Source organism: Muricoccus nepalensis (assembly GCF_006438825.1).
Taxonomy (GTDB): Bacteria; Pseudomonadota; Alphaproteobacteria; order Acetobacterales; family Acetobacteraceae; genus Roseomonas; species Roseomonas nepalensis.
On sequence record NZ_RCZP01000023.1, the window covers coordinates 73,938 to 87,205 of the forward strand.

14 protein-coding genes, 1 tRNA gene and 1 pseudogene are annotated in these 13,268 nt (G+C 74.4%); 6 read left to right on the top strand and 10 right to left on the bottom strand.

Annotated features, from left to right (window positions below; all coding sequences use genetic code 11):
- Positions 1–3 precede the first annotated feature (3 nt).
- Entirely contained in the window at positions 4–1,020 is a 1,017-nt protein-coding gene (locus EAH89_RS19545; RefSeq protein WP_140885393.1) for a LysM peptidoglycan-binding domain-containing protein, read from the bottom strand.
- Between the two features lie 150 nt (positions 1,021–1,170).
- Here EAH89_RS19545 and EAH89_RS19550 point away from each other — a divergent pair, with 150 nt between their 5' ends.
- Positions 1,171–1,863 carry a cytochrome b/b6 domain-containing protein gene (locus tag EAH89_RS19550; RefSeq protein WP_140885394.1) on the top strand — a complete coding sequence of 231 codons (693 nt, stop codon included), beginning with the start codon at positions 1,171–1,173 and terminating at the stop codon, positions 1,861–1,863.
- 40 nt (positions 1,864–1,903) lie between these two features.
- Here the strand turns inward: EAH89_RS19550 and EAH89_RS19555 are convergent, their stop codons facing one another.
- Entirely contained in the window at positions 1,904–2,347 is a 444-nt protein-coding gene (locus EAH89_RS19555) for a cytochrome c (protein WP_140885395.1), read from the bottom strand.
- Positions 2,348–2,540: 193 nt separating this feature from the next.
- Between EAH89_RS19555 and EAH89_RS19560 the strand changes: the two genes are divergently transcribed.
- Positions 2,541–2,617 (top strand) — tRNA-Pro (locus EAH89_RS19560).
- A 187-nt stretch (positions 2,618–2,804) separates the two neighbouring features.
- Positions 2,805–3,551: a TorF family putative porin gene (locus EAH89_RS19565; protein WP_140885396.1), complete on the top strand. Its 747-nt coding sequence runs from the start codon at positions 2,805–2,807 to the stop codon at positions 3,549–3,551.
- Positions 3,552–3,593: 42 nt separating this feature from the next.
- Here the strand turns inward: EAH89_RS19565 and EAH89_RS19570 are convergent, their stop codons facing one another.
- The gene (locus tag EAH89_RS19570; protein ID WP_140885397.1) at positions 3,594–3,782 is read right to left on the bottom strand and encodes a DUF2842 domain-containing protein; all 189 of its coding nucleotides are present in this window, start codon (positions 3,780–3,782) and stop codon (positions 3,594–3,596) included.
- 152 nt (positions 3,783–3,934) lie between these two features.
- On the opposite strand from EAH89_RS19570, the gene EAH89_RS19575 reads away from it, so the two are divergent.
- On the top strand, positions 3,935–4,453 hold the full coding sequence (locus EAH89_RS19575) for an adenine phosphoribosyltransferase (protein WP_140885412.1): 519 nt from the start codon (positions 3,935–3,937) through the stop codon (positions 4,451–4,453).
- A 57-nt stretch (positions 4,454–4,510) separates the two neighbouring features.
- Positions 4,511–5,485 carry a hypothetical protein gene (locus EAH89_RS19580; protein WP_140885398.1) on the top strand — a complete coding sequence of 325 codons (975 nt, stop codon included), beginning with the start codon at positions 4,511–4,513 and terminating at the stop codon, positions 5,483–5,485.
- Positions 5,486–5,513: 28 nt separating this feature from the next.
- On the opposite strand, the gene EAH89_RS19585 is transcribed toward EAH89_RS19580, so the two are convergent.
- The 7 genes from EAH89_RS19585 to flgE all read right to left on the bottom strand — a co-directional run bounded on the left by EAH89_RS19585 (position 5,514) and on the right by flgE (position 12,137).
- Positions 5,514–6,293: a DUF1217 domain-containing protein gene (locus EAH89_RS19585; RefSeq protein WP_140885399.1), complete on the bottom strand. Its 780-nt coding sequence runs from the start codon at positions 6,291–6,293 to the stop codon at positions 5,514–5,516.
- Positions 6,294–6,309: 16 nt separating this feature from the next.
- Positions 6,310–6,666: a flagellar biosynthesis regulator FlaF gene (locus tag EAH89_RS19590; RefSeq protein ID WP_140885400.1), complete on the bottom strand. Its 357-nt coding sequence runs from the start codon at positions 6,664–6,666 to the stop codon at positions 6,310–6,312.
- Positions 6,663–7,100 (bottom strand): flagellar biosynthesis repressor FlbT, encoded by a 438-nt coding sequence (locus tag EAH89_RS19595; protein ID WP_140885401.1) that lies wholly within the window; start codon positions 7,098–7,100, stop codon positions 6,663–6,665. Before EAH89_RS19595 ends, EAH89_RS19590 begins: the two co-directional genes overlap by 4 nt.
- Before the next feature lie 139 nt (positions 7,101–7,239).
- Positions 7,240–8,079, bottom strand: coding sequence for a flagellin (locus EAH89_RS19600; RefSeq protein WP_140885402.1), 840 nt, complete (start codon positions 8,077–8,079; stop codon positions 7,240–7,242).
- Positions 8,080–8,198: 119 nt separating this feature from the next.
- A complete protein-coding gene (locus EAH89_RS19605; RefSeq protein ID WP_140885403.1) occupies positions 8,199–9,275 on the bottom strand; it encodes a flagellin in 1,077 nt (358 codons plus the stop codon).
- A complete protein-coding gene (locus EAH89_RS19610; RefSeq protein WP_140885404.1) occupies positions 9,275–10,798 on the bottom strand; it encodes a flagellar hook-associated protein FlgK in 1,524 nt (507 codons plus the stop codon). Before EAH89_RS19610 ends, EAH89_RS19605 begins: the two co-directional genes overlap by 1 nt.
- Positions 10,799–10,841: 43 nt before the next feature.
- A complete protein-coding gene (gene flgE, locus EAH89_RS19615) occupies positions 10,842–12,137 on the bottom strand; it encodes a flagellar hook protein FlgE (protein ID WP_140885405.1) in 1,296 nt (431 codons plus the stop codon).
- 295 nt (positions 12,138–12,432) lie between these two features.
- Here flgE and EAH89_RS19620 point away from each other — a divergent pair.
- Positions 12,433–13,268, top strand: a pseudogene (locus tag EAH89_RS19620) (hypothetical protein); the annotation flags it as partial.

Consider the following 13,268-nt stretch of genomic DNA (forward strand, 5'->3'; position numbering starts at 1 on the left):
GGCTCAGCCGGGGGCGGGCAGGGCGAGGCGCTGGCCGGGATAGATGCGGTCGGGGTGGCGGATCTGCTCCTGGTTGGCGCGGTAGATCACCGTGTAGCGGATGCCCTGGCCGTAGGCCTCGCGCGCGATGCGCCAGAGGTTGTTCCCGGGCTGCACCACCACCTCCCCCTCCCGGAGGCCGCCGGCGGGGAGGACCTCGCGCTCGAAGGCCACCTGGATGCGCGCGGCCGCGATGGGGCGCGCCCCCGGGGCGGGGAGCTGGTCGACCTGGAGGGTGTGCCGGCCGGGCGCCAGCGGCTCGGCGGGGCGGAGCGACCAGCGGCCGGCGCCGTCGGCCGCGGTGTCGCCGAGGTGGCGGCTGTCGGACCAGACCCGCAGCCGCGCGCCGGGCGGGGCGGTGCCGGCGAAGCGCATGGCGTCGCGCTCGTCGTAGTCGATGACGTCCAGCCCTAGCGCCGGCGGGCCGGGCGGGGCGGAGAGGGCGCGGGGCGCCGCCTCCGCGGTGGGCGGAAGGACGAGCACCAGCGGCAGGTCGGCCGGGAGGGGCGGCGCCGGCGGCCCGCCCGCCAGCAGGGGCGCGGGGGCGGGCGTGGGGCCGACCACGAGGACGGTGTCGGGCCCGCGGATCTCCTCCCCACCCGTCAGGCGGGCGCGGAGGGAGAGCTCCCTCGGCCCGGCGCCGAGGGGCTCGTCGGGCAGCATCACCCACTCGCCCCGCGAATCGGCGAGGGTCTGGGCGATGGCCCGTTCGCCCTCGTGCAGCGCCACCCGCGCCCCCGGGGCGGCGCGGCCGGCGACGACGACCATGCCGCGCGCGTCGGCGCGGACGACGTCGAAGCGGGGGACGCTCCCGAGAGGCGTGTCCGGCGGCGCGGCGGGCGGGGTGCCCGCCGGGTTACCGGTCCGGGCCTCCCGGGAAGGCGCGGGGGCGGGCGGGGCGCCGATCAGGGCGCCCGCGGCGACCGCGCCGGCAAGGATCGTGGCCCCGCCCAGGACTCGCAGCGGCGAATTTTTCGTCATGATATCGTAATTAGAGCCCGGTGGGCGCCGGTCACAAGAGCCTGTCGGGGAGCGCCGGGGGTTTTGCCGGCGCGCGCCGCGGGGTCCTGCCCTGGGCTCGCGGCCGCGAGATCGTTATCCTGTCGGACGGATCGGGCGCGGGGACCTCGGATGCAGCGGGCGGGCGGGCGGCAGGCGGCGGAACCCCTGGTCCGGGTGAAGGTCTGGGACGGCTGGGTCCGGGCGGTCCACTGGTCGCTCGTGGGGCTGATCGGCTTCTCGTGGTGGGCGGCCCGGGCGGGGCGGATGGAGTGGCACATGCTGTCGGGCGAGGTGATCCTCACCCTGCTGCTCTTCCGCCTCGGCTGGGGAATCGCGGGCTCGGACACGGCGCGCTTCGCCCGCTTCCTCCGCTCCCCGGCCGAGGGGCTGCGCCACCTCCGCCACCTGCCGCGGCGCGAGCCCGACACGGAGATCGGGCACAACGCCGCCGGCGGCTGGATGGTGCTCGCGATGATCCTCGTGCTGCTGGCCCAGGCGGTCTCGGGCCTTTTCACGGACGACGGCATCCTCGCCAAGGGGCCGCTGGCGCGCCGCGTGCCGCCGGGCGTCGCCGACGCGGCGCGCGGGGTCCACCTGCTGAACTTCGACGTCCTTCTCGCCGCCGTCGCGCTGCACGTGCTGGCGGTGCTCGCCTACGCCGCGCTGAAGCGCCACGACCTCGTGCGGCCGATGGTGACGGGCTTCAAGCGGATGCCGGCGGCGCTGGCGGCGCGGGCGCCGCGGCTGGGCAGCCCCTGGCTGGCTCTGGCCCTGCTGGCGGCGGCCGCGGGGGTGGTGACGGTGATCGCGCGCCAGGGGTGAGGGRGGGGCGAGGCCCCTCCCCCGCCCCGCGCGGGCGGCCTCAGCGGCCGCGGTAGCTCCGGTGGCAGGCGCCGCAGGCGCCGCCCATCGCGCGGGCCGCCTGGGCGGTCGCGGCGGCGTCCCCGCTGGCCGCGGCGCTGCGGAGCGCGCTGGCGGCCGTCACGGCGTTCGCCGCGGCCGCCTCGAAGCCCGGGCGGTCCGCCCAGACGCTCGGCAGCGCCTTGGAGCCGTTGTTGTCCGACCCCGCGGGGAAGCGGGAAGGAAGGGTGGCGAAGAAGGCCATCATGTCCTCCGTGCGCGGCACCATCTCGCGCACGTCGCCGCCCGCCGTCGCCACGGGGTTGATCGCCTCGAGATGGCCCTGCATCCGCTTCAGCCCCTCCTTCCGGTCGGCGACGGGGTCGGTCTGGGCGAGGGCCGCGCCGGCGCCGAGCAGCGCGAGGGCGGAGAAGAGGGCGGCGCGGATGAGGGTGGGTCGTGCCATGAGGGCCTTCCGTGGATGCGGTGCGATACCGTAACATTTTTTGGCCGCGCCGCATCCCGTCCGGAGAGCTTTTTCGAGCGCTCGCCCATCGCCGGCGCGGCTGGGCGTCCCGCTTCATCGCCGGCATCGTCACGGGTGCCCTTGCCGGCACCGCGGCGCGGCGCTATACGCCGCCGCCCGGACGCTGTCGTGACGGAGCGTAGCTCAGCCTGGTAGAGCACTGTGTTCGGGACGCAGGGGCCGGAGGTTCGAATCCTCTCGCTCCGACCATCGACAGCACCGCGTGAACCCCGCCTGGCCCCGGCCGGCGGGGTTTTTCGTGCCCGCGGCCGCCCCTTCGTGGCGGCAGGGCAACAGTGCGGCGGCAAGGTCGCCGCGCGCGCCCCTCCCCGCCCGGCTTGGCACGCGCCTCGCAAAACAGCGGCGCACCACGCCTGAGCGTGAAGGAGAAAAACTCATGAAGACGAACGTCGCCGCCGGCGCGCTCGCGCTCGGCCTCTCGCTCGCCGCCGGCGCCGCCGGGGCCTTCGAGCTCGAGGACGCCGGGCTGACCGTCGGCCTCACGCCCACCATCTCGTCCGACTACCTCTTCCGCGGCATAAGCCAGACGCGGAACCGGCCGGCGGTGCAGGGCACGATCGACATCCAGCACACGAGCGGCTTCTACGTCGGCGCCTTCGCGTCCAACGTCGCCTTCCTCGGCACCAACGCGCGGCAGGAGATCGACGCGCTGGCCGGCTGGCGCACGACGGTCGCGGGGGTGAGCCTCGACCTCGGCGGCATCGCCTACACCTACCCGGGCTACCGCAACCCCACGGGCTCGGGCCTCTACGACCTGCAGTACTTCGAGGTTTCGGCGAAGGCGTCCTACGAGTTCGAGCCGCTGAAGGTGCTGGCCGCGGTCAACTACTCGCCCAACTACCAGCTCGAGTCCGGCACGGGCATCTACGCCGAGGGCGGGGTGGAGGTGGCGCTGCCCTTCAACCTCACGCTCGGCGGGCGCATCGGCCACCAGTGGATCCAGAACAACACGCGCTGGGGCTCGCCGGACTTCACCAACTGGAACGTCACCGTCTCCACGAAGCTCTACGACTTCGTGCTGACGGCCGGCTACTTCGACACGGACCTGAGCCGCAGCGAGTGCTTCGGCGGGCAGAAGATCTGCGCCGCGCGCGGCATGGTGTATCTCAGCCGCACCTTCTGAGGGGGAGCGCTGGGGAGGGCGGCCCGGCTTCGGCCGGGCTGCCTATTTCCGCGCCGCCCAGTACATGAGGCGGCTCGCGGGCCAGACCCAGGCGACGCCGGCCAGCGTGAAGTAGAGGACGTGCAGCGTCCAGTGCCCCGGCAGGACAAGGTCCGCCAACGCAACGACCGCCCCAATATAGAGCAGGAAGCCCAGGATTCCGGCGATGACCGCCACGGGAACGCGCGACATGGTTCCGCTCCTGCCGGATTCCGCGCGCCGCGGCTAGCCCCGCTTGCCGCGGTTTGCGCCGCCCCGGCCCGCGGCCTATGAGGCGGGCGCCCGAACGGAGCCCCGCGATGACCGACCGCCCCGCCGACGCCGCCCTCGCCGAGGGCCCCGCCATGGACCTGAAGGCCCATATCCGCGGCATCCCGGACTTCCCGAAGCCCGGCATCCTCTTCTACGACATATCCACCCTGCTGCGGCACGGGCCGGCCTGGAAGGAGGCGATGCGGCGCCTGGCGGAGATCGTCCGCCCGTACCGGCCGACCGTGCTGGCGGGGATCGAGAGCCGCGGCTTCCTCGTCGCCGCGCCGCTCGCGCTCGAGCTGGGCCTCGGCTTCGTCATGCTGCGCAAGCGCGGCAAGCTGCCAGGCGCGATCATCGGGCTCAACTACGCGCTCGAGTACGGCACGGACCGGATCGAGATGCAGGCGGACGCGGTGCGCCCCGGCGACCGCGTCGTGGTGCTGGACGACCTGCTGGCGACGGGCGGCACGCTGGCGGCTTGCATCAACCTTCTCCGCCAGGCGGGGGCCGAGGTGCCGGGCGCGGCCTCCCTCATCGAGCTCACCTTTCTCAAGGGGCGCGACCGCCTGGGCGGCACGGCCTTCGACGCGCTCATCGCCTATGACGACTGACGCGGGCCGCCGCATTTCCGCCCCAGGACCGCGGCAGCGTCGGGGACGATGACGCCCGTGCCGCCGACAGGCCCCCTTCCCTCGCGCCGCCGCGCGCTGCGGGTGGCCGCGCTCGGCCTCGCGGCGGCGGCGCTGCGGGACGATCCCGCCCGCGCGCAGGGGCCGGAGGGGGCGACGATCCTGGCCCCCGGGCCGGAGGACGGCGCCGGCGCCCGCTGGGCGGCGCGGGCGGCGGGGGCGCTGTCGCGGGGGATGCAGCGGCCGGGCGCGATGCGCCTGGCGGTTCTAGGCGGGCCGGACGGGGTGACGGCGGCGAACCGCTTCGCCACGCTCGACGGCAGCCAAGGGCCGAGCCTGCTCGCGCTGCCCGGCTGGACCTGCCACGCGCGGCTCGTGGGATCGACCCGCGCGCGCTTCGAGCCGCGCGGCTGGCTGCCCCTGCTGCTCTCCTGGCAGGGCGCGGTGCTGGCCGGGCGGGGGCCGTTGCCGGGCGCGGCGGGCGCCCCGCTGCGGGTGGCCATGCCCTCGGCGGAGGCGCCGGAGGCGGCGGCGCTGGCCGCGCTCGACCTGCTGGGGCTGCCCGGCCGACCCTTCGCCGGCCTTCCGGAAGCCGCCTTCGCGGCCGGCGAGGCGGACGCGCTGATCCTGGCCGGCCCGGAGGCCGCAGCGCGCGCGCAGACGCTGGGCGCGACGCCCTGGTGCGCCTTCCCCGGACCCGCCGAGGCCGAGGCGGCGGAGGCCCCGCCTTTCCCGACGGGCAGCCCCCTCGCCCAGGCGGTCGTCGCGGCGGTGGCGGCGATGCAGGTGCGGGCCGCTCTCGTCGCGCCAGCGCTGACCGCGGCGGACACCGTAGCCGCCTGGCGCCGCGCGGGGTCCCGCTGGCAGGAGGAGGAGCGCGCCCTGCCCGGCGAGGGCCAGCCGCTGGCCGGCGCCGCTGCCGCCTCGGCCTTCGCCCTGCTGCTGCCGCCGCCGGACGCCGTGCTGGACTACCGGAGCTGGCTCGACCGGCGGCTGGGGTGGCGCGCGGGCTGACCGGCTTCGGGCGCGACGGCGGCGCGGCTCAGCCGAAGAGGCTGAGGAGCGACGAGCTGCCGCTGCCCGCGCTGTTGGCGGCCATGACGTAGCGCTCGGCCAGCTTCGCGGCCTGCTTCGGATCGGTGAGCTTGGAGAGGTCCAGGCGCGAAGTGATCGCCCTTGCCTGCGTGCTCACCTCCTGGATCGCGAGGGATTGCGGCAGGCCGAGCGCCCCGGTGACGACGCGGCGGAGGACGGCGTCGCCCAGAACCTCGTAGGCGCTGGGCGCCTTTCCCGTGGCCATGCGCTGCTCGAAGTAGAGGGCGTCGGAGATGCCGGCGGCCTCCTCGTCCTTGGAGACGCGCCACTGGTAGGAGGTGTAGCCCTCGATGAGCTTCTTCTGGATGGCGGGGTCGCGGAGCGCGTCCATGCCGCGGCTGGAGAGCTTCAGCGTCGCGGCCGCTGCCTTCCAGCGCGTATCGGACAGCCGCGCGGCGACGGATTTGGGATCGGCCGGGTTCGAGGTCAGCGCGCGCACCGCCAGGCCGGGGGAGTCGACCGCGTCGGGCAGGCCGAGCGCGGGCAGCAGCACGGCGGAGACGCGGGGATCGCGCAGTGCGGTCTCGACGTCCTTGGCGCGCGAGATGCCCTCGGTGAAGCGGGTCAGCGCCAGCTTCACCGAAGCCTCCTTTGCCTTGGCCTCGACGCCCTTCGCCTGCGCGCCGGCGGCGGAGGCCCGGCGCAGCGCGGTGAGGGCGGCCGCGCTGTCCGTGGTGGCGGAGGTGCCGCCACCGCCGAGCAGCGCGAGGGCGATCGAGCCGGACATGCCCGATCCCTCCCCCTCAGGCCGCGCCGGCCAGCCCGGCCGCGATGTTCTCGTTCACCTCGATGAGGAAATCGAGATCGGGCTGCTCGCCCTCCATCTCCTTCAGCACCGTGCGGCCGACGGAGATGATGGAGGCGCGGAGCGGGGCCGGCAGGCCGTTGGTGGGGTCGACCAGCACGCCCTCGACCGCGAGCCAGAGGCGCCGGTTGTCGGAGAGGGCGCGCGCCCGCCGCAGCGCGCTCTCGGCACCGCCGCTGCGCGCCGCGCGCAGCGCCCCGGTGACGCGCCGGAACACGTCCGCCTCCTGCGCCCGCACGGGCATGCCCGCCCGGGCGGCGCGATAGGCCATCGCGGGATTGGGCTGCTGCATCATGCGGTGATCTCCTCCGGCGAGGGACGGGAGTTGGGGGGCGGGGCGATGCCCAGCACCGCCTCCTCGTGCCGCATGACGCGGCGGGCGAGCTTGAGGGCGGTGTAGCAGTCGTCCTCCTCGGCCGCGCTGAGGGCGCGGTCGAGCATGGCGGAGGCCAGCGCCGAGGTGGTCGCGGCCTGGAACTCGGCGATCAGCACGCGCGCGGCCTCAAGGCCCCGCTCGCGCTCGTCCTCCGTGCCGATATAGGCGGTCTGGAGGGCGAAGTAGATGCGGCGGGCCGGGGTGTCCGCGGCCTCGGGCGGCAGGATCTGCTTGCCGAAGAGGAAGCGGGCCTTCGCCGTGAGCTCGATGCGGGTGCGGTTGCGGAACCGGATGGGGGCGCCGTTCACGACCATCAGGTCGCCTTGGCGGAGTTCGAGAACCAACGTGGACACGATCTTCGCGTTCCTTCGTGGCAGGCGGTGGGCGGCCAGGGGATGAGCCGCCGCACCGCCGCCGGGAGCTTATCGCCGCCCGGCGCGATGGATGGGAAACGACGCGGGGCGCCGCGGTTCTTTCACGGCGCCGCGCCGCTCAGCGGAACAGGCTCAGCAGGCTCTGCGGAGCCTGGTTGGCGATGCTCAGCGCCTGGGTGCCGAGCTGCTGCTTGATCTGCAGCGACTGCAGCTTGGCGCTTTCCTTGGCGAGGTCGGCATCGACCAGGGCGCCGAGGCCCGTGTCCAGCGACACCATCTTCTCCTTGTTGTAGGAGATCTGCGCCTCCAGGTAGTTGCTGTTGCCACCGAAGGTGTTCAGAGACGTGTTGATCGCGGCCATCTTGGTGACGAAGTCGCCGGTGAGGGCGCTCGCCGCCGCGCTCGCGCCCCCGCCGGCGGTCAGGGTTGCGACGGTCAGGGATGACGAAGCCTCCACCGCCGTCAGCGTGTAGGTGGTGCCGTTCTCGTTCCGGACGGTCGCGATGTCGCCGCCGGTGACCCCCGAGGCAGTTCCGGTGGTGAGCAGCGAACGGCCGTTGTAGGTGGCGTCCGACAGGAAGTTCGTGACCTGGTCCCGAAGCGAGCTGTACTGGGCCTCGTACTGGGAACGCTGGCTGTCGGAGAGCGTGCCGTCCGCGAGCTTCACGAGCACGCCGCGGATGTTGCCCATGGTCTCGGAGACCTTGGTGAGGCCCGCGAGGGTGGTGTCCAGGATCCCCTTCACGCCGCCCATCTGCTCGTTGGCGGAGGTGAGGCCGGCGATGTCCGCGCGCACCGACTGCGCCACCGCGAAGGCCGCGCCGTCGTCCTTGGCGTCGGCCACGCGGAAGCCCGTGGAGATGCGCTTCTGGGTGACCGCCAGCGCGTCGTTCGTGCGGTTGAGCGACTGCAGCGCGACCTGGGCGCCGATGTTCGTGTTGACCGAGTTCAGGGCCATGTCTTGCCCCTTTCCTGTCCGACGGAGACCCGTAGCGGGCCTCCATTCGTTGCGTTCCGCCTTTTGCGGTGAGAGCCCATCCTGACCCTCGCGGGGTTAATGGGGGTTGAACGCGGGCGTCATCGCATGAAGTCCGCGAGTGACAGTCCCGAGAGCATGGACAGCGCCTTCCAGGAGGCCTGGAGGCGCGTCTGGGTCTCCTGCATGGCGGAGAGGGTGGCCGCGAGGTCCACCTCCTCCACGTCCGCGAGCTGGCCGTGGAGGGCGACTCCGAGCTCCTCGTGGCGGGTCTTGGCCGCCTCGAGGCGCGACTCCGACAGGCCGAGGGCGCCCGCCTCCTCGCCCAGCCCCGTCATGGCCGACTTCATGCCGGCCGTGACGCTCGCCATCACCGCGTCGAAGTCGTCGCCCGCCGCGGTCTGGCCGGGGGCAAGGCTGGCCAGGGTCATCAGCCCGCGCAGGAGGTCGCGCGACCAGGAGCCGGTCTCGCTGCCCGCGCCGCTGGCCGCGGCGTTGCGGTTGGCGAAGAGGCCGGTCTGGATGGGCTGGCCGTCGTCCGCGAGCACGCTGGCGCGGGGCTCGGTCAGCCCTTGCGCGGGATCGACGAGGTAGTCCGAGAAAGGCGTGGCCCCCGCCACGTTGCTTGTCGCGGCCGCGAGGGTGGCCGAGAGCACGGTCGCGCCGCTGCCGGGGGCGAGGGTCGCGACCGCGCCCGCGATGTCGGTCGCCATGGTCGTCGCCATGATGTTGGCGGGGTCGGGAATCGGGGGGTGCGCGGTGTCCGCGCCGCCGAAGAGGTAGCTGTTGCCGCTCTTCGCGTTCAGCAGGGAGACCACCTCGCCGATCGCCTGGCGCGCGCTATCCGCGAGGGCCGCGACGCGGCTCGAATCCGCGCGGGTGACCTTGCCGGCCTGGGTGAGGAAGTCCTCGGCGATCGAGGAGAGGCGCTTGAGCGAGTCCTGGGCGACGGCGGTGCCGCCGAGGGCGCGCTCGATGGCCTGGGCGTGCGCCTCGCCGCGGGCGATCCCGCCGCGGAGGCTGATGGCGCGGTGCGCCTCGCCGGCGATGTCGCCGTAATAGGTGCCGCGCTTGCCGTCCACCGACTGGGCGGAGAGCGTGGTGAGCTGCGCCTTCAGCCCCGAGGACTGCGTTATCAGCCAGGCGAGGCTGCCGTTCCCGACCCCCGCGATGGCCATCAGCGCACCGCCTGCAGGAGGGTGTCGTACATCGTCTGCACGACGGAGATGATCCGGGCGTTGGCGGAGTAGGCGGTCTGCAGCGTCAGCATCGCGGCGAGCTCCTTGTCCATGTCCACGCCCGAGCGCGCGGCGAAGCGGGTCTCGAGTGAGCCGAGCAGGTCGGACGAGGCCTTGCCGGCCTCCTCGGCCTCCGGGCGGAGGGCGGTCTGGGCGGCGACGACCTGGGACGCCTGCTCGGCGAGCGTCGCGCCGGGGCGCAGGCGCGAGGTGAGCAGGCCGTCCGGGCCGAGGCCCGTGGTGGCGAAGGCGGGGTGCGGGCTGCCCGGCGCGGCGTCGGCGCCGAGGCTGCGGTCCAGCACCCGGTCGATGAGGGTGGTGAAGCCCGCCGGGCCGCCGGAGGGGTTGGGGGTGAAGGCGGTGGCGCCCCCGGCGCCGCCGGCGACCGCGTGGGTGCCGTCGCGCAGGAGGGAGGGGTCGGCGCTGACGGCGGGGTTGACGCCGATGGCGTGGGCGAAGCCCATCCAGCCGCCGGTGGCGTAGGGCGTGGCGGGGTCCGGCACGGCGCCGGTGCCGTCCGTGAAGAGGCGCAGACCCTGGGCGTCGAAGCGGGCGGCGAGGTTGGCGGCGGAGGTGTCGAGTTCCGCCTGGGCGAGCGGCAGCTCCCGGTCCCGCAGCCCCGCATAGGCGCCGAGCGAGCCGTTGCCGAGGCCGGCCGTGACGTCGATGCCGGCCATCGTGACGCCGGGCAGGCTTCCCCCGGCCCCGTAGAAGGAGCCGGTCTCGACCTTCTGGTTGGCGATGGCGAAGGGCCCCTTCGCGGGGTCGAGGGGAAGGCTCATCCCCTGCGCGGTGATCAGCATCACCGCGCCGTTCGCCTCCGGGACGGAGCGGACCTGGATGATGCCGGAGACGGTCGCGATCGCCGCGTCGCGCCTGTCCTCGAGTTCCGCGGTGCTCATGCCCTGGGCGCGGAGCGGCGTGATCTGGTCGTTCAGGGCGGCGATCTGGCGGAGCGCGCCGTTCAGCTTGTCGACATCGGCCACCATGCCGTCCTGCGCGGCCTGGCGCGCCGTGCGGATGGCGCCCGAGACGGTGTTGTAGCGGCTGGCGAGGTCCGCGGCGGCGCCGGCCGCGCGGGACTGGAGCAGCGGGTCCGACGGGTTGGCGCGGAGCGCGACGAAGGCGTCGCCCAGCGCCGCCGTGAGGTCGCCGATGGATTGGCCGGCGGCGCCGTGGGCGACCTCCACCCCCTCCAGCAGCCGCGCCCGGGCCCCGGCCGCGGCGGAGGTGGCGCGGGCGGCGTTCATCTGCGTCACGAGCGCCGCGTCCACCGCGCGCGTCGCCTCCCCGCTGCGCACGCCGGCGGAGAGGTTGCCGGCGACGTTGGCCTCGCCCTGCACCTCCTTGCGCGTGTAGCCGGGGGTCGCCGCGTTCGCGACGTTGGCGGCTGACTGCGCGAGCTGCCGGTTGACGTGCGACAGGCCGCTGCGCGCGATCGACAGGGCTAGGTCGAGGCTCATCCGCTCCGCTTCCTGGTTCTCTCAGGGCCGCCGCCGGGTGGCGTCAGCGCCGCATGTTCAGCGTGTCCTGCAGCAGCTCGTCGGCCGCGGTCACGATCTTCGTGTTCGCGGTGTAGGCGCGCTGCGCGAGGATGAGCTTCGAGAATTCCGAGGCGAGGTCGACGTTCGAGCTCTCGAGCGAGGAGGTGACGATCTTGCCGGCGCCGTTGGAGTTGGCGTCGTTCACCCGGGCGTTGCCGCTCTGGTCCGTGCGGAGGTAGGCCTGGCCGTCGGTCTTCTGCAGCTTGTCGGGGTCGGCGAAGCTGACGACGGGCACGCGCCCGATCGTGCGGGACTGGCCGTTGTCGTAGTTCACGGAGACGTCGCCGTTCTCGGAGAGGGACACGTTGGAGAAGGCGCCCAGCGGCACGCCGTCCTGCGAAAAGGAGTTCTCGTTCGTCTTGCCGTCGAACTGGGTGACGGTGGAGTTGGTGCCGTAGTTGCCAAAGTTGAGGCTGACGGTCTGCGGCCCCTGCCCGAAATCGACGACGAAGCTGACCGCTGCGGGGTCACCGAGGGCGGCCGGCGTCTCGGTGAGGCCCGAGCCGGCGGTGAAGGAGCCGAGCTGGCCGTCCGGCGCCGCGGGGGTCGCGGCGATGCCGAACTGGGCGTCGATGGTGCGGCTCGTGACGCCGCTCGTGTCGTCGGGGACGGCGACGCTGAGCTGCCAGTTGTTCAGCGTGCCCTTCGTCCAGGTCATGTTGACGGAGTGCTGGGAGCCGAGGCTATCGTAGACCTGCACCGGCATCGACACCACGCCCGTGGGGGAGGTGACGGGCAGCGTCGCCGAGACGTTCACGTTCGCCGTGGCCACGGGGTTGTAGACGGACTTGTCGACGCGGATCGGCTTCACCACCGTGCGGTCCGGCGTGCCCGCGGTGTTGGTGGCCCAACCCTGCAGGTAGTAGCCCTGGCTGTTCACCATGTAGCCGTCCTGGTCCATCTTGAAGTCGCCGGCGCGCGTGTAGAAGGTGCGGGCGTCGAAGGTCGGCTGGTTGTTCTCCCGTCCGGCGGGCATGGCGACGGCGAACATCCCCTGCCCCGCAATGGCCATCGCCAGCGGGTTATCGGAGGGCTGCACGGTGCCCTGCACCGTCAGGGTGTAGTTCGGCCGCGCGATCACCGAGCCCGGCTGGTTCACCTGCTGGTTCGAGCGGGTGACGTAGGAGACGAAGTTCGTGTCCGTTCGCTTGAAGCCGGTTGTCTGGCTGTTGGCGACGTTGTCGGCCACGTTGCCCAGCGCGCGGGCCTGGGCGGTGAGACCGCTGATAGCCGTGTTCATAGAGGCGTAGAGCGACATGGATGGCTCCCTGTCCGGTCGGGCTTGGGCGGGGTGAAGGGGCGGGCCGGGCGCCCGGGGAGGGGTTCTTCCACCCCTTCCCGAGAGCCCGCCCCGTCCGCCGGGGTGCGGGCCACGGCGCAACCCCCATGCCAGCCCCCGGCGCCCCGCGGCGGGCGTGGCCTGCCGCCCTCCCGGCAAAGACTGCCGCCAACCGGGCGCTGCGTGCCGGTCCGGGCCGTGCCGGGGCTGGCAGGCCCCTTGCGGAGAGGGGGGCCGGGCCGGCCTGCACGCCGCCCTTGGATGGGAGCCGAGCATGGACGCGCTGGACAGCCTGCCGATGACCGGCCCCGCCGCGGGGTCCCCCGCGCCGGCCGCGGGAGCGTCCGGGGGCGGCTTCACCCAGGCCTTGGAGGCGCTGCGAGCGGACGCCGCGGCCGCCGGGTCCGCTCGGGCGGGGGGCGGCCAGGCGGCGGTGCTCCCGGCCACGGGCAGCGGCGGGGGGGCGGCGCTTCCTCTTCCCTTGCCGGGCCTCGCGCCCGGCGCGGCGACGCCGGCGCCGCCGGTCGCCACGCCAACAGCCGGAGCGCCCCTGGCCACCGTCGTGCCCGAGGCCGTTCTGGTACCGGCTTCCGGTGCGCCGGCCCCTGCCCCGCCGGTTCCGGCGTCGACGGTGCCCCAGCCCCCCTTGCCCAGCGCGGCGCCGCCCGGTGCGCCGGGTCCTGGCGGGACGCCGCCCGCGACGGCCGGGGCGGCGCCGCCCGCGCGCCCGGCGCCCGGCGGCGCGCTGCCGGCCGTGCCCGAAGCCGCCGGCGAGCTCCCACTGGTGACGGAACCCGTGCCGGAGGAGCGGCCCGACGAAGTCGCGGCGGAGACCGCGCGTTCCGAGGGTGGCGAGGCCGTCCCGCTCGTCGTCGCGCTTGATGCGTCTCTTCTTCAGACGGCCCCGCCGGTGCCGGCCGCACCGGCGCCGGCCGCCGTCCGGCCGGAGAGCGTTCCGTCGGAGACGGTGCCGGACGCCCCGGCGGCTGCCGCGGCCGCCGGCGCCCGGACGGCCGCGCCGCCCACGGCGAGCAAAGCGCCGGGCCGGGCGACCGCCGGCCGAGGGGACGCGCAGCCCGCCGGGCCCGCGCTCGCCGAGGAGCCCTCCGA

Coding starts and splice junctions, on each gene's coding strand:
- EAH89_RS19545 (WP_140885393.1), bottom strand. CDS start 1,020: ATGACGAAAAATTCGCCGCTGCGAGTCCTGGGCGGGGCCACGATCCTT.
- EAH89_RS19550 (WP_140885394.1), top strand. CDS start 1,171: ATGCAGCGGGCGGGCGGGCGGCAGGCGGCGGAACCCCTGGTCCGGGTG.
- EAH89_RS19555 (WP_140885395.1), bottom strand. CDS start 2,347: ATGGCACGACCCACCCTCATCCGCGCCGCCCTCTTCTCCGCCCTCGCG.
- EAH89_RS19565 (WP_140885396.1), top strand. CDS start 2,805: ATGAAGACGAACGTCGCCGCCGGCGCGCTCGCGCTCGGCCTCTCGCTC.
- EAH89_RS19570 (WP_140885397.1), bottom strand. CDS start 3,782: ATGTCGCGCGTTCCCGTGGCGGTCATCGCCGGAATCCTGGGCTTCCTG.
- EAH89_RS19575 (WP_140885412.1), top strand. CDS start 3,935: ATGGACCTGAAGGCCCATATCCGCGGCATCCCGGACTTCCCGAAGCCC.
- EAH89_RS19585 (WP_140885399.1), bottom strand. CDS start 6,293: ATGTCCGGCTCGATCGCCCTCGCGCTGCTCGGCGGTGGCGGCACCTCC.
- EAH89_RS19590 (WP_140885400.1), bottom strand. CDS start 6,666: ATGATGCAGCAGCCCAATCCCGCGATGGCCTATCGCGCCGCCCGGGCG.
- EAH89_RS19600 (WP_140885402.1), bottom strand. CDS start 8,079: ATGGCCCTGAACTCGGTCAACACGAACATCGGCGCCCAGGTCGCGCTG.
- EAH89_RS19605 (WP_140885403.1), bottom strand. CDS start 9,275: ATGGCCATCGCGGGGGTCGGGAACGGCAGCCTCGCCTGGCTGATAACG.
- EAH89_RS19610 (WP_140885404.1), bottom strand. CDS start 10,798: ATGAGCCTCGACCTAGCCCTGTCGATCGCGCGCAGCGGCCTGTCGCAC.
- flgE (WP_140885405.1), bottom strand. CDS start 12,137: ATGTCGCTCTACGCCTCTATGAACACGGCTATCAGCGGTCTCACCGCC.